This window comes from Alteribacillus sp. YIM 98480 (assembly GCF_009765375.1).
Lineage (GTDB): Bacteria > Bacillota > Bacilli > Bacillales > Marinococcaceae > Alteribacillus.
Genome location: NZ_VTOK01000013.1, coordinates 75,212 through 95,045, shown reverse-complemented (window position 1 = coordinate 95,045; position 19,834 = coordinate 75,212). Strand labels below are relative to the sequence as shown.

General features: G+C 39.4%; 26 protein-coding genes. All 26 read right to left on the bottom strand.

What is annotated here, in order from left to right:
• Nucleotide 1 precedes the first annotated feature (1 nt).
• The 26 genes from fliR to hslV all read right to left on the bottom strand — a co-directional run bounded on the left by fliR (nucleotide 2) and on the right by hslV (nucleotide 19,830).
• On the bottom strand, nucleotides 2-784 hold the full coding sequence (fliR, locus tag FZF09_RS16560) for a flagellar biosynthetic protein FliR (RefSeq protein ID WP_370514480.1): 783 nt from the start codon (nucleotides 782-784) through the stop codon (nucleotides 2-4).
• Between the two features lie 3 nt (nucleotides 785-787).
• Nucleotides 788-1,057 carry a flagellar biosynthesis protein FliQ gene (fliQ, locus tag FZF09_RS16555; protein ID WP_158737705.1) on the bottom strand — a complete coding sequence of 90 codons (270 nt, stop codon included), beginning with the start codon at nucleotides 1,055-1,057 and terminating at the stop codon, nucleotides 788-790.
• A gap of 26 nt (nucleotides 1,058-1,083) precedes the next feature.
• Nucleotides 1,084-1,764, bottom strand: coding sequence for a flagellar type III secretion system pore protein FliP (gene fliP / locus FZF09_RS16550; protein WP_158737704.1), 681 nt, complete (start codon nucleotides 1,762-1,764; stop codon nucleotides 1,084-1,086).
• Nucleotides 1,761-2,438: a flagellar biosynthetic protein FliO gene (gene fliO / locus FZF09_RS16545; RefSeq protein WP_158737703.1), complete on the bottom strand. Its 678-nt coding sequence runs from the start codon at nucleotides 2,436-2,438 to the stop codon at nucleotides 1,761-1,763. The genes fliP and fliO overlap by 4 nt, the downstream gene beginning before the upstream one ends.
• Nucleotides 2,439-2,456: 18 nt before the next feature.
• Nucleotides 2,457-2,819, bottom strand: coding sequence for a response regulator (locus FZF09_RS16540; protein ID WP_158737702.1), 363 nt, complete (start codon nucleotides 2,817-2,819; stop codon nucleotides 2,457-2,459).
• A 27-nt stretch (nucleotides 2,820-2,846) separates the two neighbouring features.
• On the bottom strand, nucleotides 2,847-4,103 hold the full coding sequence (fliY, locus tag FZF09_RS16535; protein ID WP_158737701.1) for a flagellar motor switch phosphatase FliY: 1,257 nt from the start codon (nucleotides 4,101-4,103) through the stop codon (nucleotides 2,847-2,849).
• A 1-nt stretch (nucleotide 4,104) separates the two neighbouring features.
• A complete protein-coding gene (gene fliM, locus FZF09_RS16530) occupies nucleotides 4,105-5,088 on the bottom strand; it encodes a flagellar motor switch protein FliM (protein WP_158737700.1) in 984 nt (327 codons plus the stop codon).
• 31 nt (nucleotides 5,089-5,119) lie between these two features.
• The gene (fliL, locus tag FZF09_RS16525) at nucleotides 5,120-5,548 is read right to left on the bottom strand and encodes a flagellar basal body-associated protein FliL (protein ID WP_158737699.1); all 429 of its coding nucleotides are present in this window, start codon (nucleotides 5,546-5,548) and stop codon (nucleotides 5,120-5,122) included.
• A 2-nt stretch (nucleotides 5,549-5,550) separates the two neighbouring features.
• A complete protein-coding gene (locus tag FZF09_RS16520; protein ID WP_370514479.1) occupies nucleotides 5,551-5,799 on the bottom strand; it encodes a flagellar FlbD family protein in 249 nt (82 codons plus the stop codon).
• Between the two features lie 27 nt (nucleotides 5,800-5,826).
• Entirely contained in the window at nucleotides 5,827-6,612 is a 786-nt protein-coding gene (gene flgG, locus FZF09_RS16515) for a flagellar basal body rod protein FlgG (protein WP_158737698.1), read from the bottom strand.
• Nucleotides 6,613-6,702: 90 nt separating this feature from the next.
• Nucleotides 6,703-7,092, bottom strand: coding sequence for a TIGR02530 family flagellar biosynthesis protein (locus FZF09_RS16510; protein WP_158737697.1), 390 nt, complete (start codon nucleotides 7,090-7,092; stop codon nucleotides 6,703-6,705).
• 36 nt (nucleotides 7,093-7,128) lie between these two features.
• On the bottom strand, nucleotides 7,129-7,728 hold the full coding sequence (gene flgD / locus FZF09_RS16505; RefSeq protein ID WP_158737696.1) for a flagellar hook assembly protein FlgD: 600 nt from the start codon (nucleotides 7,726-7,728) through the stop codon (nucleotides 7,129-7,131).
• A gap of 9 nt (nucleotides 7,729-7,737) precedes the next feature.
• Nucleotides 7,738-9,237, bottom strand: a complete 1,500-nt coding sequence (locus FZF09_RS16500; protein WP_158737695.1) for a flagellar hook-length control protein FliK — start codon at nucleotides 9,235-9,237, stop codon at nucleotides 7,738-7,740.
• Nucleotides 9,238-9,270: 33 nt separating this feature from the next.
• Nucleotides 9,271-9,840, bottom strand: coding sequence for a magnesium transporter MgtE N-terminal domain-containing protein (locus FZF09_RS16495; protein WP_158737694.1), 570 nt, complete (start codon nucleotides 9,838-9,840; stop codon nucleotides 9,271-9,273).
• 37 nt (nucleotides 9,841-9,877) lie between these two features.
• A complete protein-coding gene (fliJ, locus tag FZF09_RS16490; RefSeq protein ID WP_158737693.1) occupies nucleotides 9,878-10,315 on the bottom strand; it encodes a flagellar export protein FliJ in 438 nt (145 codons plus the stop codon).
• 2 nt (nucleotides 10,316-10,317) lie between these two features.
• Nucleotides 10,318-11,631: a flagellar protein export ATPase FliI gene (fliI, locus tag FZF09_RS16485; RefSeq protein WP_158737692.1), complete on the bottom strand. Its 1,314-nt coding sequence runs from the start codon at nucleotides 11,629-11,631 to the stop codon at nucleotides 10,318-10,320.
• Entirely contained in the window at nucleotides 11,618-12,427 is an 810-nt protein-coding gene (gene fliH / locus FZF09_RS16480; RefSeq protein WP_158737691.1) for a flagellar assembly protein FliH, read from the bottom strand. The genes fliI and fliH overlap by 14 nt, the downstream gene beginning before the upstream one ends.
• Nucleotides 12,420-13,433 carry a flagellar motor switch protein FliG gene (gene fliG, locus FZF09_RS16475; RefSeq protein ID WP_158737690.1) on the bottom strand — a complete coding sequence of 338 codons (1,014 nt, stop codon included), beginning with the start codon at nucleotides 13,431-13,433 and terminating at the stop codon, nucleotides 12,420-12,422. The genes fliH and fliG overlap by 8 nt, the downstream gene beginning before the upstream one ends.
• Before the next feature lie 11 nt (nucleotides 13,434-13,444).
• Complete coding sequence (gene fliF, locus FZF09_RS16470; RefSeq protein WP_158737689.1) at nucleotides 13,445-15,037, bottom strand: flagellar basal-body MS-ring/collar protein FliF; 1,593 nt, start codon at nucleotides 15,035-15,037, stop codon at nucleotides 13,445-13,447.
• A 42-nt stretch (nucleotides 15,038-15,079) separates the two neighbouring features.
• Nucleotides 15,080-15,394 carry a flagellar hook-basal body complex protein FliE gene (gene fliE / locus FZF09_RS16465; protein ID WP_158737688.1) on the bottom strand — a complete coding sequence of 105 codons (315 nt, stop codon included), beginning with the start codon at nucleotides 15,392-15,394 and terminating at the stop codon, nucleotides 15,080-15,082.
• A 16-nt stretch (nucleotides 15,395-15,410) separates the two neighbouring features.
• A complete protein-coding gene (gene flgC / locus FZF09_RS16460) occupies nucleotides 15,411-15,875 on the bottom strand; it encodes a flagellar basal body rod protein FlgC (RefSeq protein WP_158737687.1) in 465 nt (154 codons plus the stop codon).
• A gap of 6 nt (nucleotides 15,876-15,881) precedes the next feature.
• Nucleotides 15,882-16,274, bottom strand: coding sequence for a flagellar basal body rod protein FlgB (gene flgB / locus FZF09_RS16455; protein ID WP_158737686.1), 393 nt, complete (start codon nucleotides 16,272-16,274; stop codon nucleotides 15,882-15,884).
• Between the two features lie 537 nt (nucleotides 16,275-16,811).
• Nucleotides 16,812-16,967: a hypothetical protein gene (locus FZF09_RS16450; protein ID WP_158737685.1), complete on the bottom strand. Its 156-nt coding sequence runs from the start codon at nucleotides 16,965-16,967 to the stop codon at nucleotides 16,812-16,814.
• Between the two features lie 88 nt (nucleotides 16,968-17,055).
• Nucleotides 17,056-17,832, bottom strand: coding sequence for a GTP-sensing pleiotropic transcriptional regulator CodY (codY, locus tag FZF09_RS16445; RefSeq protein WP_158737684.1), 777 nt, complete (start codon nucleotides 17,830-17,832; stop codon nucleotides 17,056-17,058).
• A gap of 23 nt (nucleotides 17,833-17,855) precedes the next feature.
• The gene (gene hslU, locus FZF09_RS16440; RefSeq protein ID WP_158737683.1) at nucleotides 17,856-19,247 is read right to left on the bottom strand and encodes an ATP-dependent protease ATPase subunit HslU; all 1,392 of its coding nucleotides are present in this window, start codon (nucleotides 19,245-19,247) and stop codon (nucleotides 17,856-17,858) included.
• A gap of 40 nt (nucleotides 19,248-19,287) precedes the next feature.
• A complete protein-coding gene (gene hslV / locus FZF09_RS16435) occupies nucleotides 19,288-19,830 on the bottom strand; it encodes an ATP-dependent protease subunit HslV (RefSeq protein WP_158737753.1) in 543 nt (180 codons plus the stop codon).
• Nucleotides 19,831-19,834: the final 4 nt, after the last annotated feature.

Genomic DNA, 19,834 nt, shown 5'->3' with positions numbered 1-19,834 from the left:
ATTACGCTCCCCCAAACATTTCCATTAGTGTTCGCATCGCCGTAAACATTTCATCAAAAAGATTGTCAGCTGCCATGAAGAAAGCTGGCATCGTTACAGCAAGCAGCGGAAGACCGGCAAATATTTTTAACGGAAGACCAACAACAAACACATTCATTTGCGGAACAGCCCGTGACATCATTCCAAGTGCGACATCTACGAGAAACAAGGAGCCGATAACCGGAAAGCTCATTTGAAAAGCTATCATAAACATAGTGCTAAAAGACGTAAGGATATGATCAGCTACAGCCTCATTTCCGAAAGGAAGAGAAAGTTGATCTACCGGGATAAATTCATAACTATAATAAATCCCATCCATAATGAGATGATGCCCATCCACCGCTAACAAAAACAATAATGTGAATGTGTACAAATACCCCCCCATAAGAGGGCTTTGAGCTCCTGTTTGCGGGTCAATAACATTTGCAACTAAAAACCCAAAAGCAATATCCAAAAACATACCGGCCACTTGCACCGCATAAATAAGAATTCCTGCTAATAAACCGATGCTAAGCCCTACCAGCATTTCTTTAAAAATTAATAAAATATAAGTGCTGTTAATCCCCATTTCTGGCGTGTCAATGGTAAAAACAATAATAAATGCAAAAAAAACACCTAGTCCTACTTTAAAATGTGCCGGAATTGTCCGATACGTAAAGAGAGGCATGCTAGTAAAAAAAGCAAGCACCCTGATAAGAACGAGCAAAAAAACCGGCAGCTGGTTTATCCATTCTAATGTCATCATGTTTTACCCTATAAATTCATGAAGATTATTCAAAATCTGATATGTAAAGTTAACGAGCTGTGATAACATCCATGGACCAAAAATAACTAATGATAACAGCACTCCTAATATTTTTGGTATAAATGCAAGCGTCTGTTCCTGGATTTGTGTCGTTGCTTGAAAAATTGCAACCCCAAACCCCAGCACGAGGGCAACAACTAAAAGAGGGCCCGCTACAAAAAATACGGTCCATACACCATTTTCCGCAAGATTAATGACCGTTTCTGCTGTCATGTTTAAATCACCTTCTATTTACATCTCTAAAAACTAATTAAGAGCGATTCCACAATTAAATACCATCCATCCACAAGAACAAAAAGCAATATTTTAAAAGGAAGTGAAATCATAACGGGCGGAAGCATCATCATGCCCATAGACATAAGCACACTAGCAACAATCATATCGATCACTAGAAACGGAACAAAGATTAAAAAGCCTATTTGAAATGCTGTTTTCAATTCACTAATAGCAAACGCTGGTATGAGTGTTGTTAATGGAATATCTTCTAATGTTTCGGGTCTGTCCATCCCGGCATATCCCATAAATAATGATAAATCCTTTTCACGTGTGTGCTCGGACATGAATTCTTTCATCGGCACAGCAGCCTCACTAAAAGCTTCTTCTTGATTCAGTTCTCCTTCAAGCATGGGGGTTAATGCTTCATCATTCACTTCCGAAAACACCGGCGCCATGATAAAGAAGGTCATAAAAAGGGCTAAGCTGATCAAGACCTGGTTTGGAGGTGTTTGCTGGGTAGCCAGTCCCATTCTAACAAAAGAAAGGACAATAACAATTCGTGTAAAGCTCGTCATTAAAATAAGAATCGCAGGAGCGAGAGATAGTACAGTAATAAGCAATATTAATTGCAGCGTTGTGGCAAGATCAGATGGATCATCACTAATGAAATTGCCAAAATCAACACCTGGAATCATAAAAATCATTTGTCATACTCCTTTAAACGGTGACGAGCTTTCTTTCTCGTTTTCTTCATTTCTCCTAGCTGCTCTTCAAACATCTGCTGAAAGGAAGAAGCATTGGCTTTCTCTTTAGAAGAGGAGGAATTGTTTAGAATTCTAGTTAGGTATGAAGCGCCTTTTTCGCCCCACGACGTATTGTTTCCGCCATAAGATGTAAGCAGCTCATCGATTTCTTCTTCTCGTTCTATTTCTTTTAATAGTTGAATAGAATCGCCTACACCAACTACTAAGAGACGGTCTCCTACTTTAACAAGCTGGACAGATTTGTTTTGCCCAAGCGGAACACCGCCAAGATTCTGCATCGTTTGATTAGATTGGAATCTCTGTGTTTTTTTATTAATGAACTTTAAGAGAAAATACATGACAGCAATGACTGCTCCGAGTGCGAGAACTAACTGAAGAAGTATAGCAAACGCGCTTCTGTCCTCTACTAGCTGTGTTTCTTCATCTGAAACAATATCTTCATTATTTGAGGTTTCGTTTCCATTGACTGCATCGGTATTTTCTTCATTACTCTGCTGCAATGCTTCGCTTATTGTTCGATCCTCCTCTTCGGCTGCTAACGTTTGCGTCATAGTAATCCATATCACCAGCGCAATAATAGTCATGATCTTCCACCGTGTTGTTTTACTGTTCACCTTCATACCTCCGCTAAATCAGCCCAGTGTTTTATTGATAGCTTCAAGCACCCGGTCTGCCTGAAAAGGCTTCACAATAAAATCTTTTGCTCCTGCTTGAATCGCATCAATGACCATTGCCTGCTGTCCCATAGCAGAACACATAATGACTTTAGCGTTTGGGTCAAATGCTTTTATTTCTTTTAAAGCAGCAATACCATCCATTTCCGGCATTGTTATATCCATTGTCACCAGATCAGGAGACTTTTCTTTATACAACTCCACAGCTTCTTGTCCGTCTTTTGCTTCACCTGTTACTTCAAAATCGTTTTTTTCTAAAATATCTTTAATCATCATTCGCATAAATGATGCATCATCAACAATTAAAACAGAATGTGCCATGTTCTTCTGCATCCTCCTTATAGAAAGTTATTTTAATTTTTTTAATCGATCGGCCTGGCTGACAATGTCAGTAACACGAACTCCAAAATTTTCGTCAATCACCACCACTTCGCCTTTGGCTACTAATTTCTGATTCACGAGAATATCAACGGGTTCACCTGCCAGCTTATCTAGTTCTATGATCGATCCTTGAGAGAATTCTAAAATATCTTTTATGGACCGCTTCGTTCTGCCTAACTCCACCGTCACATCAAGTGGAATATCAAGAAGCATATTTAAATTCTTCGATTCTGCTTCATTTAAAGCAGGTGATTCAAATGACGAAAATTCGGCTGATTGTACACTCTTTGCACGTTGCAGCTCTGAACCTCCTCCTAAAATCTGCTGTTCCTGCTCTTTTCTTTGAGGCTGTTGAGTGTGGGAATTATCATGTTTTTCTCTATGTTGAGAAGGTGGTGCATCACTAGGTACTTTGGAAGCTTGTTCCGCTTTCGAAGCAAGACTAGAAGCTTTTTCCGCCGGTTTTTCTCCCTTTTCAACAGGAGGCTTCATTAGATCTTCCACCATCTGTTTGGCAAACGGAATAGTGACAAGCTGCATAATAGATGAATCGATAAGTTCTCCAATTTTTAGATGAAACGAAATTTTAGCAAGCATGTCATCATTAGGAATATTGTTTGTTCCTCTGGATTCTTTCACATCCATAAGGTCAATTCCTGGCGGAGTAATATCAACTCGCTTATTAAAGATGGTGGACATTGATGTAGAAGCAGAACCCATCATTTGATTCATAGCTTCTTGTACAGCGCTTATATGCATGTCAGTAAGATCTTCGGAAGGATTTGTTCCATCTCCGCCAAGCATTAAATCTGCAATAATTGCAGCATCTAATGTATTAATAACTAACAAGTTTGTTCCTTCAAATCCATCCGTATATTGGACGTGAACTGCTACATGCGGCTGGGGAAATTCCTTGTCTAGTTCCTCTTGATGTACAAGAGACACAACCGGAGTCGTAATATCTACTTTTTGATTTAGTAATTGAGACAGTGCGGTAGCCGCGCTTCCAAAAGAGATATTACCAATTTCTCCAAGTGCATCTTGTTCAATAGTATTTAAATAATCTTCTATATCAATTTGACTGCTGTTTTTGCGAGGTGTTTTCGTTTCCGTGTGCTGGGTTTCCTCTTGGTTTTCATTTTGATTTACATCTTCGTCATCATCTCCGCCAACACTTTTCAATAATTCATTAATTTCTTCTTGAGAGAGCATATCATCGTTCATGCTAATCCCCCTCCTTAATTTCTTCTGTGATCTGAATGGCCATATTGCTTTTCAATTGACCTGGTTGTCCATAATATTTCGGCTCCCCGCCGGTAACAAGAAGCAGCGGTTCATGAATATTTTGATCAAGCTCGATTACGTCTCCCTCATGTAAATTTAAAAACTCTTCGATCGTGATTTCTGAATAGCCAAGGATTGCCTGCATTAATAAAGGAGCAGATTTGACAGTCTGTTCAAGAGCATCTATTTCGGTTTCGTCTCTTTGTTTTTTCTTTGTCTGCATCCAATAATGAACCGATAATTTCGGCAATATTTCCTCTAGTACAACATGCGGAAGACAAATATTGACCATTCCGGTTGTCTCGCCTATCGTCGTAGATAAAGAAATAACGACCACTGTTTCATTTGGTGAAACCATCTGTATAAACTGAGGGTTTACTTCAAGATCCTGCATTTCCGGGTCTATATCTAACACGGATTCCCATGCACTTTGAAATGTATCAAGCATACGCTGAAACATTTGGGTCATTATTTTTGTCTCTATTTCAGTTAAATTATCAACTTTATTAATGCTTGTACCCTTGCCGCCAAGCAGACGATCAAGCATGGCATAACCTATGTTAGGATTAACTTCCATAAGCAGACGTCCATCCAGGGGATAAGCTTCAAAGATATTGAGTAAGGTCATCTTTGGTATAGAGCGAATGAATTCATCATATGGAAGCTGATCAACGGATGCCACGGAAATTTGCACAAACGTCCTCAATTGCGCTGAAAAGGTTGTTGTTAACAGCCTTGCGAAATTCTCATGTATACGGGATAAACTGCGAACTTGATCTTTTGAAAAACGGAGCGCTCTTTTAAAATCATATGATTTTATTTTTTTCTCGGTCTCTTCTTTTTTTAACTCATCCACATCCATTTCCCCGGTCGACAGGGCTGATAATAAAGAATCTATTTCACCTTGTGAAAGAACATCTGCCACTTTTTTCACCTCACTTCGCTTCACGTACGCGTTATTGTATCAATCTCTCTGTTGTATAAATACGAATGACTTTGCCTTCGTTCATAATGTCATTGATTTTTAAGCGAAGGGTAGACTCTAATTCTTCTATTCCCTCCTGGGTTTTTATATCAGAAGAAGACATCCCTGCGAGTTGATGGATAATTAAGTTGTTCACTTGAAAATCCCTTTTTTCCAATTCATCTTTTGCCTTTCCTGAATCGACATGGATGCGGAACTGTGTTTTTAAAAAGTGATTGTCTTCCAGATTGGTGGTAATTTCTTCTGTTTCCCAAGAATTATTTATAATTTCATCTATAGTAGGTTCAGCTCCGGCTTCCGGTGCGGAAAAATAGTTAACTAAAACTAATGTAACGACCCCAATCAAGGTAATTGAGATGATCATAATGAGCATGATGTTGACTAATTTATTTTGAAACAAGATTAAAGCTCCTCCTCCCTGACTGTTATCCCCATTAATCCGATTCTCCGGTAAAAGGCGTTTGCTGCGTCATGAACATCTTTTATATTTTCTCTCACTACTAGTTTTTTGCCGTTTATGAGTGTGATCGTTGTATCAGGTAAAGCTTCTACTTGTTCGATCAACGGAATATTAAGTAAAAAGGTTTGGCCGTTTAATTTTGTTAATTGGATCATATGTAATGGATGAGCCGGGAGCACGCCCCGGCTCAAACCTCCTTCTTTAAATGGATGTATACCTTATCGTTTTAAATTCATTAATTCTTGCAGGACTTCATCAGCGGTCGTAATACCACGAGTGTTTGCCTGGAATCCACGTTGTGCCGTAATCATTTCGGTAAACTCTTCTGAAAGGTCCACATTAGACATTTCGAGTGTGCCAGCTACTAATGTTCCAGCCCCATCCTCTCCAGGATTAGAGATTTCCGGCTCTCCCGAATTCTCTGTTTCTTGATATAAATTATCCCCTGACTTTTGTAAACCTTCTGGGTTAGCAAATTGGGCTACTTCTATTTCACCAGCATCTTGAAGGTCTCCATTTTCATCAACGTAAGTTATTGTGCCTTCTTCGCCAATACTAAAGCTTTCTGCCGTTGCAGGAATGTTCATATCCCCTGCTCCATCTAAATAAAGGCCATCACCATTTACGATATCTCCTTCTTCATCTAAATAGAAATTGCCAGCTCTCGTATAAAAGGTTTGATCTCCATCCACAACTTGAAAAAAGCCATCTCCGGATATTCCAAGATCAAGTTCCCTATTTGTATTTTGAAGACTGCCTTGGGTATGAACCGTATCGATTGTTCCAAGCTGCGTCCCTAATCCTACCTGCCTTGGGTTTACACCCCCGCGGTTCTCCCCTGGGCCAGTTGCACCTGCTATTTGCTGGCTTACCATGTCTTTGAAAGTTGCTCTTCCTTTTTTAAAACCAAACGTGTTAACGTTTGATATATTATTACCTGTGACATCTAGTTTTTGTTGAAAGTTTTTCATTCCGGATATGCCGGAGTACATCGAACGAAGCATGCGCCTCATCCTCCTTTTTCTTTTTCATATTCAGTCATACGGCTTCTTTCATTCCACCGTACAGCGGCTTCCTTTTACAGGTCGAGCCGGTCATTCTTTTACTACAATGGTGCCGTTTATGTTCGTAAAAATATGGTCAGACGCTTCTTCACGGGTCATAGCTGTGATCACTGTTTGATTTTCCGCACTTACTACCAGTGCAGCGCTATCTGTTAAGACAATCGAATCTTTAACACCTTTATATTTGGCTTCCTCTACTTTTTCCGAGATTTTTTTCCACTCTGTATCCGTCACATCCACGTCTCTCTTATGAAGCCTTTTTTCTGCATGTTTACTTATCTTTAACTCTTTAGTTGTTTGCAGTTCTTTTTCAAAAACATCTTTAAAAGAGAGCTGATCGTTTGCAGCTTTTGGCATTTGTTTCGTTGGGCGAGGATGGGGTAATTGATGAAGGCCGCTCGTATGAATGCCTGAACTCATAAGTTTCGCCTCCTGTTTATCAGGCAATTTTCACTTTTATTCTGTTTCATTCATCATCGGATCCTGTTCTATTTCGTTTTCTAAAGGAGCAGTTTGTCCTACCATTTGCTGCTGGGGATCTTGCATGGTTGCTTCATCGGTTTCCTCTATAAAATCTTCTTCACTTCCTCCATCAGTTGAGACATTTCCTACTTGAATTAGTTGCTCACTGTTAATCCAGCGGTTATCTTCTAAAAGTAAACGAATATTTCCGTCGCTGTCTCTTTTTACAGATTTAACGGTGCTTTCTACTTCTTCTGTACCCGTCGGTTGCCCATCTGTTTCTGTTTGCCGTTCCCATATTACATTTTTACCGATCAGTTCACTATGTTGAACAAGTGAGCCGCTTTTTTGTGCATTTACGAAATCTTCCATCGCAGTAGACATATTGGTCATTTGTTCGAGAGAAGAAAACTGTGCCATTTGGGATACAAATTCTTTATCTTCCATTGGATTTAAAGGGTCCTGATTTTGAAGCTGAGCCATTAAGATTTTTAGAAAATCGTCTTTTCCCATGATATTGGCGTCTTCTTTATCTTTAATCAATGAATCTTGTTTAGAAGGCAGGGCATATGTTTCTTGTATTGAACTTGACATGTTTATCACCTACACTTGTTCATTAAAAGTCAGCTCGTCTAGCATCTCTCTAAAGGAATTATCGCTGTCCTCTGAGGATTCTTCTTGCTGCTCTGATTGATTACTTTCGGAAAAGGGCTGCTGTTCTTGTTCTTTATTTTGACTTTCCTGCTGTAAATAAGAAGGCTGCTGCTGGCCGATTTCGATTCGGTCCACTTGAATATTTTGCTGTGCAAAAGTATGACGCAGCTGCTGAATATGACTTTCTATCATTTCTCTTGCTGTTTTTGTCGTAGTTAACAGCTGAGCATTAATCTGGCCATTTTGCTGCACTAATTTTATGTCAACGCGTCCAAGATGTTCAGGATGCAATTTTAAGGAAAGCTCTTGCGTGCCGTTTTTAAACGACTGCAAACTGCTTCTTCCAAGCAAATCTTGAAATTGTTTCACAAATTCCTGACTTCTTGCATGTTCGGTTTTGTTTTCTCCTAAGTGCATGACTAGCTGCGCGACATTTGTCATCGCTGTGCCCGTTCCTTGAGCTCCTAGTGCTGTTTGATTGCTGTTCGATCTAGATTCTGATGCGAAAAATCCTCGATTTAATAACTCCTGCAAGTAGTGACTTTTACTTTGAGATCCTTCTGTATTCCTATCAACACCTTGATTTCCACGGTAAAAAGCTGTATTACTCATCGTACTTGCTGCTTCTTGATCTTTTACCGCACCCGCTACCTGCTGTACTCCTTCATTTCCACGGTGAACAGCTAATTGCTGGGCCTTACTCATCATACCCGCTGTTTGCTGCTGCCTTTCATTTCTTGTAATTTCTTCAGGAGACACCGTCTTTTGCATTTGTGGAACTAATTGTTCAATCGATTGGCTGCTGTTCACTTGTTTTTTCGCCCACTGTGTCAAATGATCGACAATTTTTTTTGTATCGATTGATTCACCTGCATGTCCTTTGGAAATAGTATTTGCAAGCGAGGCCAGTGATTGGTTTAATTCAGGCAACGCTTTATCAGAATGTTCATTATCATACGTTTGATTGAAAATAGCTAGCAGTCCAATCATAGATTCTGTGAATTTTTGCTCTTGATTTTTAAGGTCTTCAAATTTTTCTCCAGACATTCCGCTAAGCCATTGTTCAATCATTGCAAGTGCTTTTTCCGATTCCATTCCTTGCAGGTTATCTCCCAACTCCCTTACGTTTCCAGGTAATTGGTCTATTAAAGCCTCTAACTCACCAGTCCAATCAAATGTTTCATCATTTTCAAATAAACTTTGTAATTCTTCGTCAAACTCTTTAAACAGTCTTTCTCCATCTTGCAAAATTGCAGCCAGCAGGTCTTTCATAGAAACGTCTTCGGCCATTTCAAGAAGCTCTTCGCGATCGTTTTCGGGAAGCTGAGCTTCTTCTAATGCTTCAAGAAACGCTTTACTGTCTTTACTTTTTGATGATCCTTGTTGCGGTAAAGCAGCTTGTGTTCCTGATAATTTTTGTGTCATCGAACCGGGTATTATCATTTGCATTACTTTTCACCTCCTTTCAAGGCATGTATATATTTACTCATCTAACGCATTCATTACTTCTGCAGCTTGCTCTGCTTCCATTTTTCCAATAATAGCTGCTCTGGCTTCTGTATTCATTTCAGCTATATGCCTTAGTATTTGATCTGTCTCCATTTCAGCCAAAATATCAGCCGCTTTGCCAGCAGACATATTTTCATAGACTTGCGCGAGTTCTTTTAATTCGGTATTCATCTGTTCTCTGTTTTCTGCTTCGGTTTCCAATTCTATTTGCAGGTCTTCTAATTCTTCTTCTAACCTTCTCAGCTCTTCGTCCTTTTCTTCTATTTCTTGTTCAAGCCTTGTTATTTCTTGATCTTTTTCGTTCAGTTCTTCTTCTGATGGTCTGCTGGCAAGCTCATCATCTGTTTCATTCTCTTTTTCTTCAAAAAAAGACGATACAACGGGGAGGTCCGATGCTGCGCTCTTTCCTAAATCAAGCACGTTAATTCCTAAAATAGATAAAAGAACACCCGCGATGATGGCAGCAAACAATATAGGAATGAAAATGATCAAAACAAACCATTGCAGTTTTCCAGTTTTTTTTTCTGATGTCTTTTTTGGCATACCTTCACCTATTTTCATGCTCTACTCAACAATTTATTTACTGAAACACATAACGTCGGGTTGATATTTCATCCATTTGTTTTTCTTCTTCCCTTTTTACGTGCTGCTCGTACGCTTCTTTCTTCCAAGCTTTTACTTTTTCGTATTTTTTACATTCAATCGACGCATTTTGCATTTCTTTTTCTTTTTGGTACATGTCATTTCTCGCCTGATCTGTTTTAAGCTTTATTTGGTGAATTTGCTGTTGCAGCTGAATGACCAGCTTTTCATTCAATTGGAGATCTTGAATTAATATGCCTGTACTCATTCTGTCTTGATATACAGATTCCATCTGTTCTTTTTGTTTCAGCAGTTCGTATAGAGAGGAAGCCATGCTTTCAAACTGCTCGAATGATTGTTGATATTCTTGTTCTTTTTTTTCTTTTTCTTGTTCTTTAAGCTCCAAAATCTTTTGAAAGGGATATTCAAACGACATAGCTATTCTCCTTTTTGAAATTGCTCTTTTAATAATTTGATCGTTTCGGTAAAGGGATGACTGTAGTCATTATTCTGCTGTAAAAAACGAGTCATTGCCGGATACATCTTTACAGCCTTGTCGATGTCTTTTGAAGACCCTTTTTTATAAGCACCTATGTTAATTAAATCCTGAGATTCATCATATGTGGATAAATACCTGCGGAAATTTTCTGCCGCCTGGCTGTGATCTGCACTTACTATTTCCCCCATCACCCTGCTAACACTTTTTAATATGTTAATCGCTGGATAGTGACCTTTATCAGCAAGTTTCCGGTCTAATACAAGATGGCCGTCTAGGATCCCTCTTACTGCATCTGCTATTGGTTCATTCATGTCATCACCATCAACTAGAACAGTGTAAAACGCGGTGATTGAACCTGTCTCACTTGTACCGGAACGTTCTAGCAGCCTGGGAAGGAGAGCAAAAACAGATGGCGTATATCCTTTTGTCGTAGGGGGTTCGCCTATTGCTAATCCAATTTCTCGTTGTGCCATAGCAAATCTAGTAACAGAATCCATCATCAAATTTACGTGCTTTCCTTGGTTTCTGAAATATTCGGCTACAGCTGTAGCAGTCATGGCCCCTTTAATTCGCATCAAAGCCGGCTGATCTGATGTTGCAACCACTAGTACAGATTTTTTCATCCCTTCTTGACCAAGATCGCGTTCAATAAAATCTTTCACTTCCCGGCCTCGTTCTCCAATAAGAGCAATAACATTAACATCGGCTTCGGAGTGCCTTGTAATCATGGAAAGAAGGGTGCTTTTTCCAACGCCGCTTCCGGCAAAAATACCTACACGCTGTCCTTTGCCAACAGTAAGCAGTCCATCAATCGCTTTTATTCCTAGTGACAGCGGTGTATCAATTCTCGGTCTTAATAACGGATTGGGAGGATCAGATTCTGTCCCCACGGAGGTAAGCCCTTCTGGAAGAGCAGAGCCATCCAAAGGCTGTCCAGTTCCATCAATTACTTTTCCAATAATTCCGTAACCAGCCTTTATTTGAAGCGGATTTCTAGTTGCTTCTACTAAGCATCCGGGACCAATATCTATCGTTTGGCTTAGTGGCATCAGCAAAACATTTTTTTCTTTAAATCCGACCACTTCTGCCATAACCGGCCTATTTTGATCGTGGGGGTGGATAAGACAAACATCCCCCACAGATGTCTTAGGGCCTTTCGATTCTATCGTGAGCCCGACCACTCTAGTTACTTTTCCGTATTGTTTATAAGGATTTATAGCAGGTACGATGTCCAGTAAATCAGCTGCTTTCATCAGGTCTTCCTTCTTTCAACATGTCTTGCAGTTTGTTTTTCAATTCATCGAGCTGACTATCAAGAGATGCATCGACTCTTCCATAAGAAGTCTCAATAATACATTGATCTTCACTTAAATGTCCGTCCGGAAGCAGGAGGAGCTCTTTGGAATAAGTTAATACATTTTCAATCTCTTGACGCTGCTGTTTGGTTTCTTCATAACGGGAAATAGGAACGTATATTGCTATATCTTCGTGGTCTTTTACTTCTTGTACAGCGTTTTTAACAATTTCAAGCCACGTTCCGTCTTCATCTTCTAAAGATTTATAGATTACTCGATTCGCAACTGCAAGAGCAAGATCTAAAATGACAGGTTCGGCTTTTTCAAGGTAGCTTGTATACTCTTGTTTAGCAGAATGTATAATAGCTTTCACTTCTTCAATAGCTTCATCGTAAGAAGCCTTCCCGTCATTGACACCTTGCTCAAACCCTTCTGCATAACCATTTTCTTTTGCCTTTGAAAATGCTTGTTCTATGCGTTGTTTAGACTCTTGTTCTTCTTCGCTTATTTGTTTTCTTGTCTGTTCTAGTTCTCGCTTGGCTTGCTCTTTCAGCTGGACTGCAGCTTCTTGCTGCTCGTTTACTTTTCCGAGCTTCTCTTGTAATTCGTATTCCATCATGGCAGCAGTATCATCTTCCGTATGTGCCGCGCTATTTTCATCTTTTGTTTGATGAGAAGAAATTGGCTTTAATTGAATAGCTTTCTTGTTAGAGCTCTCTGTCAAAGCATGAGGGGCCTTGATAAGTCTAGACAATAATATCATCCCCTCCTCCGCGGGCAATGACAATTTCACCAGATTCTTCAAGTTTTCGAATCACAGAAACAATTCTTGTCTGTGATTCTTCAACATCGCGAAGGCGGACAGGTCCCATAAATTCCATTTCTTCTCTAAACGTTTCAGCCATGCGCTGGGACATATTATTAAACACTAATTCCTTAACTTCTTCACTGGCGACTTTCATAGAGAGCTGCAGATCTTCGTTTTCAACATCACGAATAACTCTTTGGATCGAGCGATTATCAAGCGTAACGATATCTTCAAATACAAACATTCTCTTTTTAATCTCTTCTGCTAATTCAGGGTCTTGAATTTCAAGTGAATCTAAAATAGTACGTTCTGTACTCCGGTCCACACTATTTAACACTTCTACTACCGACTCAATACCACCGGCTTCTGTATAGTCTTGTGTAACAGTAGCCGACAACTTTTGTTCTAATATATTTTCTACTTCGTTTACCACTTCAGGCGATGTACTGTCCATTACTGCAATGCGTTTTGCAACATCTGCTTGCACTTCTTGCGGGAGCTCAGATAAAATTTGTCCGGCCTGTACTGATTCTAAATAAGACAAAATAAGAGCTATCGTCTGGGGGTGTTCGTTTTGTATGAAATTTAATATTTGAGATGGATCTGCTTTTCTTGCAAAATCAAATGGTTTTACTTGCAAAGTAGACGTTAATCTGTTTATTACTTGCATTGCTTCATTTTCACCCAGAGCTTTTTCTAGTACACTCTTCGCGTATCCAATTCCTCCCTGAGCAATATAATCTTGAGCCACAGCAATTTGGTAAAATTCCTCTAGTACGTTTTCTTTCATACCGCTGTCTACTTTTCTGACATTGGCGATTTCAAGAGTAAGCTTTTCAATCTCTTCTTCACTCAAGTATTTATAAACTTGAGCTGAAACATCTGGACCAAGGGAAATCAGGAGCATCGCTGCCTTCTGTTTCCCGCTTAACGTTTCTTTAGCTTGTGGCATACGACAACCTCCTAATCATCGGACAACCAGGTCCGTAATAGTTTTGAAAATTCTTCAGGATTTTCCTTTGCAAGTTTTTCAAGCTGTTTTCGTCTTGTTGCCTGTTCTGAATCTTCATCTTCCGGTAAATCCGGGACTTCATCTTGTGCTGTCATTTGATCTAAGTACACATGATCTTCTTCCTCTTCTTCTTTCTTTCGTCTTAAAAGCAGAACGAGTAAAACGATAACAGCAGCACCTAACACTCCTGCCAAAATATACATCCATAAAGGAATCGAAGATCCAGCCTCTGTTTCAAAGTCAATTTTCCCTTCAAATTCTTGGGCTGAAACAAAAATCTTGTTATTTATTTCATCTTCTGTAACATCTTGTAAATAGGTATCATCAATGCTAGTGCTCACTACTGTACTTAAGATTTGTTCTATGTCATTTAAGCTTTCCGGTGCTAAAGATTCCGGATCTTCAGGGTCTGGCGGTTCTACCATCACTTGAATGCCTAAATCACGAATTTTATAAGGGCTCTCTACAATTTCTCTATGAATTCGATTCACTTCATTATTTATTCTGTCTTCTGTACGTTCGTAATCACCGTCTCCAAATGCAGCTCCTGCCGGGTAATTAACAACGTCTTCTTCACCTGCACCAGGAACTCCGCCCTCTTCATCAAATTCGCCTTCATACGTCTCAGTGATTCGCTCTGCACTAATTTCAATACCTTCCATATTCTCTTCGTCTACTGGTTCCACCAGTGCTTCTTCGCGGTTTTCCTGGGTGAAATCGACATCGGTTGTCACCGAAACAACCACTTTATCTGGTCCCATTATTGTCCCAAGCATTTGCTGAATTTGAGATTGTATGTCTTTTTCAATATCGTCTTGAATGCTGCGTTGTTCTTCGTACGCATTTAAAGTAGAATTTGAGGAATCTTGGTTTTCATAATCAAAATGCTCAAATCTTTCGTTCATGATAACGATATTATCTACAGACAGGTTGGGCACACTTTTGGAAACAAGATGATACAGAGCTTTCACCTGAGTTTGATCCATGTTGTTTCTTCCGCCTGTATCAATTACGACAGACGCAGAAGCCCCTTCATCCTCTTCTGCCACCCAAGTCGATTCCTGCGGCAGCGTGATCATAACGTTGGCCGCATCCACTCCTTCAATATTTTGAATAAGGCCTTCTAACTCTGTTTGCATTGCGGCGCGTTCCATGACATCAAATTCATTGTCTGTCATCCCAAAGCCCATTTGATCTTCAATAAAGGTATAATCGATCGAACCGCTTTCCGGAACCCCTTCAGATGCTAGTTCAACTTTTAACGAATCTACTCGCGTTTCTGGAACGTTAATAGTTGATCCATTATTCGTTAATTGAGAAGGCACCCCTCTGTTGTCCAGGGTCTCTTTAATTTGTCCGCTTTCTTCAGGGGAAAGGTCGGAATACAAAGGAGCGTAATTTGTGCGTGTGCCAAAGTATATAGTGAAGACTATTACAAGAATAATAAGTATAATAAATCCAATGAGGAGGCTTTTTTGCCCCTTTGTTCGTTTTCGCCAATATTCCGTTGTCTGATTTTTAAATTGTAAAAACTTCTCTTTCATGGGTCCTCCCGACTGTAAAAACTTCCCGGCCAGGTTTATTCATCATACTTGCATCCGCATGATCTCCTGGTATGCTTCTAATGCTTTATTTCTAATTTCTACTGTGCTTTGCAAAGTAACACTTGCTTTTTCTGCTGTAACCATAACTTCATGAAGATCTTCCACTTCTCCGCTTGCTAATTTCGAAGTCATTTCATCAGATTTAAGCTGCGCCTCGTTGACATTAGAAACTGCCTCGTTTAATGCTGTTTTAAAAGACTCTTGTGCCTCAGCTGGTGTTTTATTATTTTCGTTAAGCCGTAAAGATTCCTGATTTAATGTGTTGGGATATGTACCATTTATTAAATGATTACTCATAGGCTAACCTCCTATTTTACTGACTTCTACCAATTTCGAGTGCCTTTAGCATCATATTTTTTGTGGCATTCATACTGGTGATATTTGCTTCATAAGAACGAGTTGAACTCATCATGTTCACCATCTCTTTTAAAGGATCGACATTTGGCATCTCTACAAAACCATCTTCATCTGCTTCTGGATGATCCGGCTGGTAAACCTGCCTAAATGGTGTTTGATCCTCTATCAATCTGTCTACTTGCACTCCTTGACCAACAGGCGACGTTTCTCCTTGTGCTTTCGCTTGATTTAAAAAAGAAGAAAAACCAGACTGTTTTGGAGACATAGTGACCATTTTCCTACGGTAAGGTTCCCATTCACCATCTACCAAACGCCCCCTTGTCGAATCAGCGTTGGCTATATTAGAAGACGTTACATCCATACGCAGTCTTTGAGCAGTTAGCGCAGAAGAAGATGTATTAATACCGTCAAATATTCCCATATTGTTTTACCCCCCTCTTACTGCTGTTTTCAGGCTGCCAAACTTTCCGCTTAACCGATCTGTAAGTGCGTTATAATAGATTTGATTTTTAGCAAGATTAGACATTTCTTTATCAATATCGACATTATTTCCGTTATGATTGTACATTGTCGAATTTTCTTCTCGCACATGTGCTCCGGCAGGCGAACCGCCAAACTCTATATGTTTTTGGTTTGTTCTATTTGCCTGAATCTGAGTTTGAATGGCTTCATTTAATGTGTGCTTGAAGGCAGCACGTTTAGCTTTGTAGTTTGGTGTATCAACATTGGCAATGTTTTGCGAAATGGCTTTCTGCTCTAATGCAGCTCCATTCAAACCATTCTCAAGGTTTTGAAAAGTAGAAGAATTAAACAGCCCCATTCTTGTTCTCCCTTCCTATTACTTAAGACCTTAAATCTTAGGTGATTATTCCCGTATTTTATGCCTTTTAGGCAAATGTTTCCTTTATATTCAAATATTTAGCCATTACTACCCAAATTGTATAAAAATAAATGACTTTTGTCTAACCCTGTCTAATCCGTTTCACAAGCATCGGCATTATTAAGAAACCAAATTTTACCTTTTTTATAATTCTTTTGTACCGTTAACCGTTTAATCATTCATTAGATTTTACGTATCTAATGAAAGCCTCACTTAATATATTCACTATATACAACAACTGCCGCTCTAGTCGTTCACTAAATATAACTTATCGACCATAAGATTTCTTTTAATGTTCACAAAAAATTTAATAGGTCTTTTTTCCCGTCATTTCCTATTTTTTAAAATGGTTGCGTATGATCTCTGACCTGCCTTTAATACAAAACATATATTTATCATTACCGACATTATTTTTAATTTTTAATTAGCTTACCGACTATTCTAAATGGCGAATTTCGTAAGCTTTTACTTTAAACCTTATACAAAGTTAAACCTTGCTAAAAAGTATAAGAAAAGCGCAAGCGCCTTGCTCACGAGCGACAAGTCCTGGAGGGTCGGCATATGGAAAGCTGTCTTTGCTTTCCATTGACGAACCGAAGGAATCTCGAGCGAGTAGGCGCTTGCGCTAGACATGTAAAACGCAACTATTTATCATTTCTTACCTTACAAAAAAAAAAACAGGGAAAGATTTGATCTTTCCCTGTTCTTCACTGCTTTGTATTTACGTTTTTACTTTTTCAAGTTCATATAGGAATTTATCATTAAGTACTTTAATGTACGTTCCTTTCATACCTAGTGAACGAGATTCTATTACTCCAGCACTTTCTAACTTTCTTAGGGCGTTTACAATAACGGATCTCGTAATGCCGACACGGTCAGCGATTTTACTAGCTACGAGCAGGCCTTCTTTTCCTTCTAGCTCTTCAAATATATGTTCTACCGCTTCTAGTTCACTGTAAGACAGCGAGCTAATAGCCATTTGAACAACTGCTTTGCTTCTTGCTTCCTCTTCAATTTCTTGTGTTTTTTCATGAAGAATTTCCATGCCGACCACCGTCGCACCATATTCGGCTAGAATGAGATCATCGTTGTCAAATGAATCATTTAACCTGGCAAGGACGAGTGTCCCAAGACGCTGTCCGCCTCCAATGATCGGTACAACGGTTGTAAGCCCAGAACTGAACAGTTCTTTGCTTTCGACAGGGAATGCAGTGTATTCACTTTCAATTCCAAGGTTTGGAGAAGTTTCTTCAATCTTAAATAAACCAGATGTGTATTCTTCAGGAAATTGTCTTTCTTCAAGCATTTTTTTCATTCGATCATTTTCAATTTCTTGTTTGATGGCATATCCTAACAACTTACCACGACGACTGACGACAAATACATTTGCCGTGATTATATCCCGTAATGTTTCTGCCATATCTTTGAAATTCACATGATCTCCAGCAGTTTTTTGAAGCATGTCATTGATTTTACGGCTTTTTGATAATAAATCCATTTTAATGTCTCCTCCTGTTTTCCTTATAAAATATATCGGCTCATATCACGATTTTTTGCAATGGTTGCTAATTTTTCTTCCACATATTCTGGAGTAATCGTTATTTTTTCCATCGTAATATCGGGTGCTTCAAATGAAAGGTCTTCAAGCAGTCGTTCTAACAAAGTGTGAAGCCTTCTAGCCCCTATATTTTCAGTATGCTGATTGACATCTTCAGCAATTTCTGCGATTTTATGCACAGCATCGTCAGAAAATTCCACATTTATACCTTCAGTTTGTAATAAAGCTTGATATTGTTTCAGTAAAGCCTGGTCTGGTTCTCTTAAAATCTTCTTAAAGTCTGCAGGACCTAGACTATTCAGCTCCACTCTTATTGGAAATCTGCCTTGTAATTCTGGAATTAAATCAGAAGGTTTAGACATGTGAAACGCTCCAGCGGCGATAAATAAAATGTGATCTGTTTTTACAGGACCGTGTTTTGTAGTAATGGTAGAGCCTTCGACAATCGGAAGAATATCACGCTGTACCCCTTCCCTAGAAACATCTGCACTGCTTTGCTGCTGTTTGCCGGTTACTTTGTCAATCTCATCTATAAAAATAATACCCAGCTGCTCGGCTTTTGAAACAGCCAGTTGTCCCACTTCGTCCATGTCTATTAACTTTTGGGCTTCTTGTTCTATGAGAATTTTTCTTGCATCTTTCACTGGGAGTCTTCGCTTTTTTTTCTTTTTCGGCATCATACTGCCCAGCATTTCCTGCATATTCATCCCCATTTGTTCCATTCCAGAACCTTGAAACATATCCATCATATTAGCGGCCTGTTCTTCCACTTCAATGGTCACCATATGGTCCTCGAGCTCTCCTAGGGCGAGCTGATGTTCCATCTGCCTGCGTTTTTGAGCAAGATTCTGGTCTTCTTGAGGCTGATCTTCTTCCTCGTTATTTTGCTGCTGGAAAATCATTTCAAATGGGTTTTTATAATTTTGCTGTTTCTTTCTTTCCGGAACAAGCAGCTTAACCAGTTTTTTGTTGGCCTCTATTTCAGCTTCTTTTTGAACTTCCTGCATTTTTTCCTCTTTTACAAGGCGAACCGATGTATCAACTAAATCGCGAACCATAGACTCCACATCGCGGCCGACATACCCGACTTCCGTAAATTTTGTTGCTTCCACCTTTGTAAACGGAGCTCCAGTTAATTTGGCGAGACGTCTTGCAATCTCTGTTTTTCCGACACCAGTAGGCCCTATCATTAAAATATTTTTAGGAGTAATTTCCTCTCTTAGGTTTTCGCTTAATTTGCTCCGGCGGTACCGATTACGAAGTGCGACAGCGACAGACCTTTTTGCTTCCTTTTGTCCAATAATATATTGATCAAGTTTCTCTACTATTTGTTTCGGCGTAAGCGGGGTTTCCATTTAGTTGTAATCCCCTTTCTTTTCAAAAAAATTTTTAACGTTATTCCGAAAGCTCTTCCACAACGAGTTGATCATTTGTGTATACACAAATATCCCCCGCCGTTCTTAATGAAGCTTCTGCTATTTCTTTTGCTTCTAAGTGAGCGGCATGCTGTTTAAGCGCTCTGCCGGCAGCAAGTGCATAATTTCCTCCTGAGCCAATCGCAATAATCCCGTCATCTGGTTCAATTACTTCCCCTGTACCAGCCACTAATAGTAAGCTGTCTTTATTCATAACGACCAGCATTGCTTCTAGTCTGCGCAGCATTTTATCGCTTCGCCATTCTTTTGCAAGTTCAACAGCCGCTCTTTGTAAATTTCCATTCCATTGTTCGAGTTTCCCTTCAAACATATCAAACAATGTAAAGGCATCTGCTACTGAACCAGCAAATCCAGCCAGCACTTGATTGTTATAAATTTTTCTGACCTTTTTTGCTGTGTGCTTCATAACAACCGCTTGCCCAAATGTTACTTGACCATCGCCTGCCATTGCTCCTTTGCCATTATGGCGCACCGCAAATATTGTCGTTGCGTGAAAGGACATATCC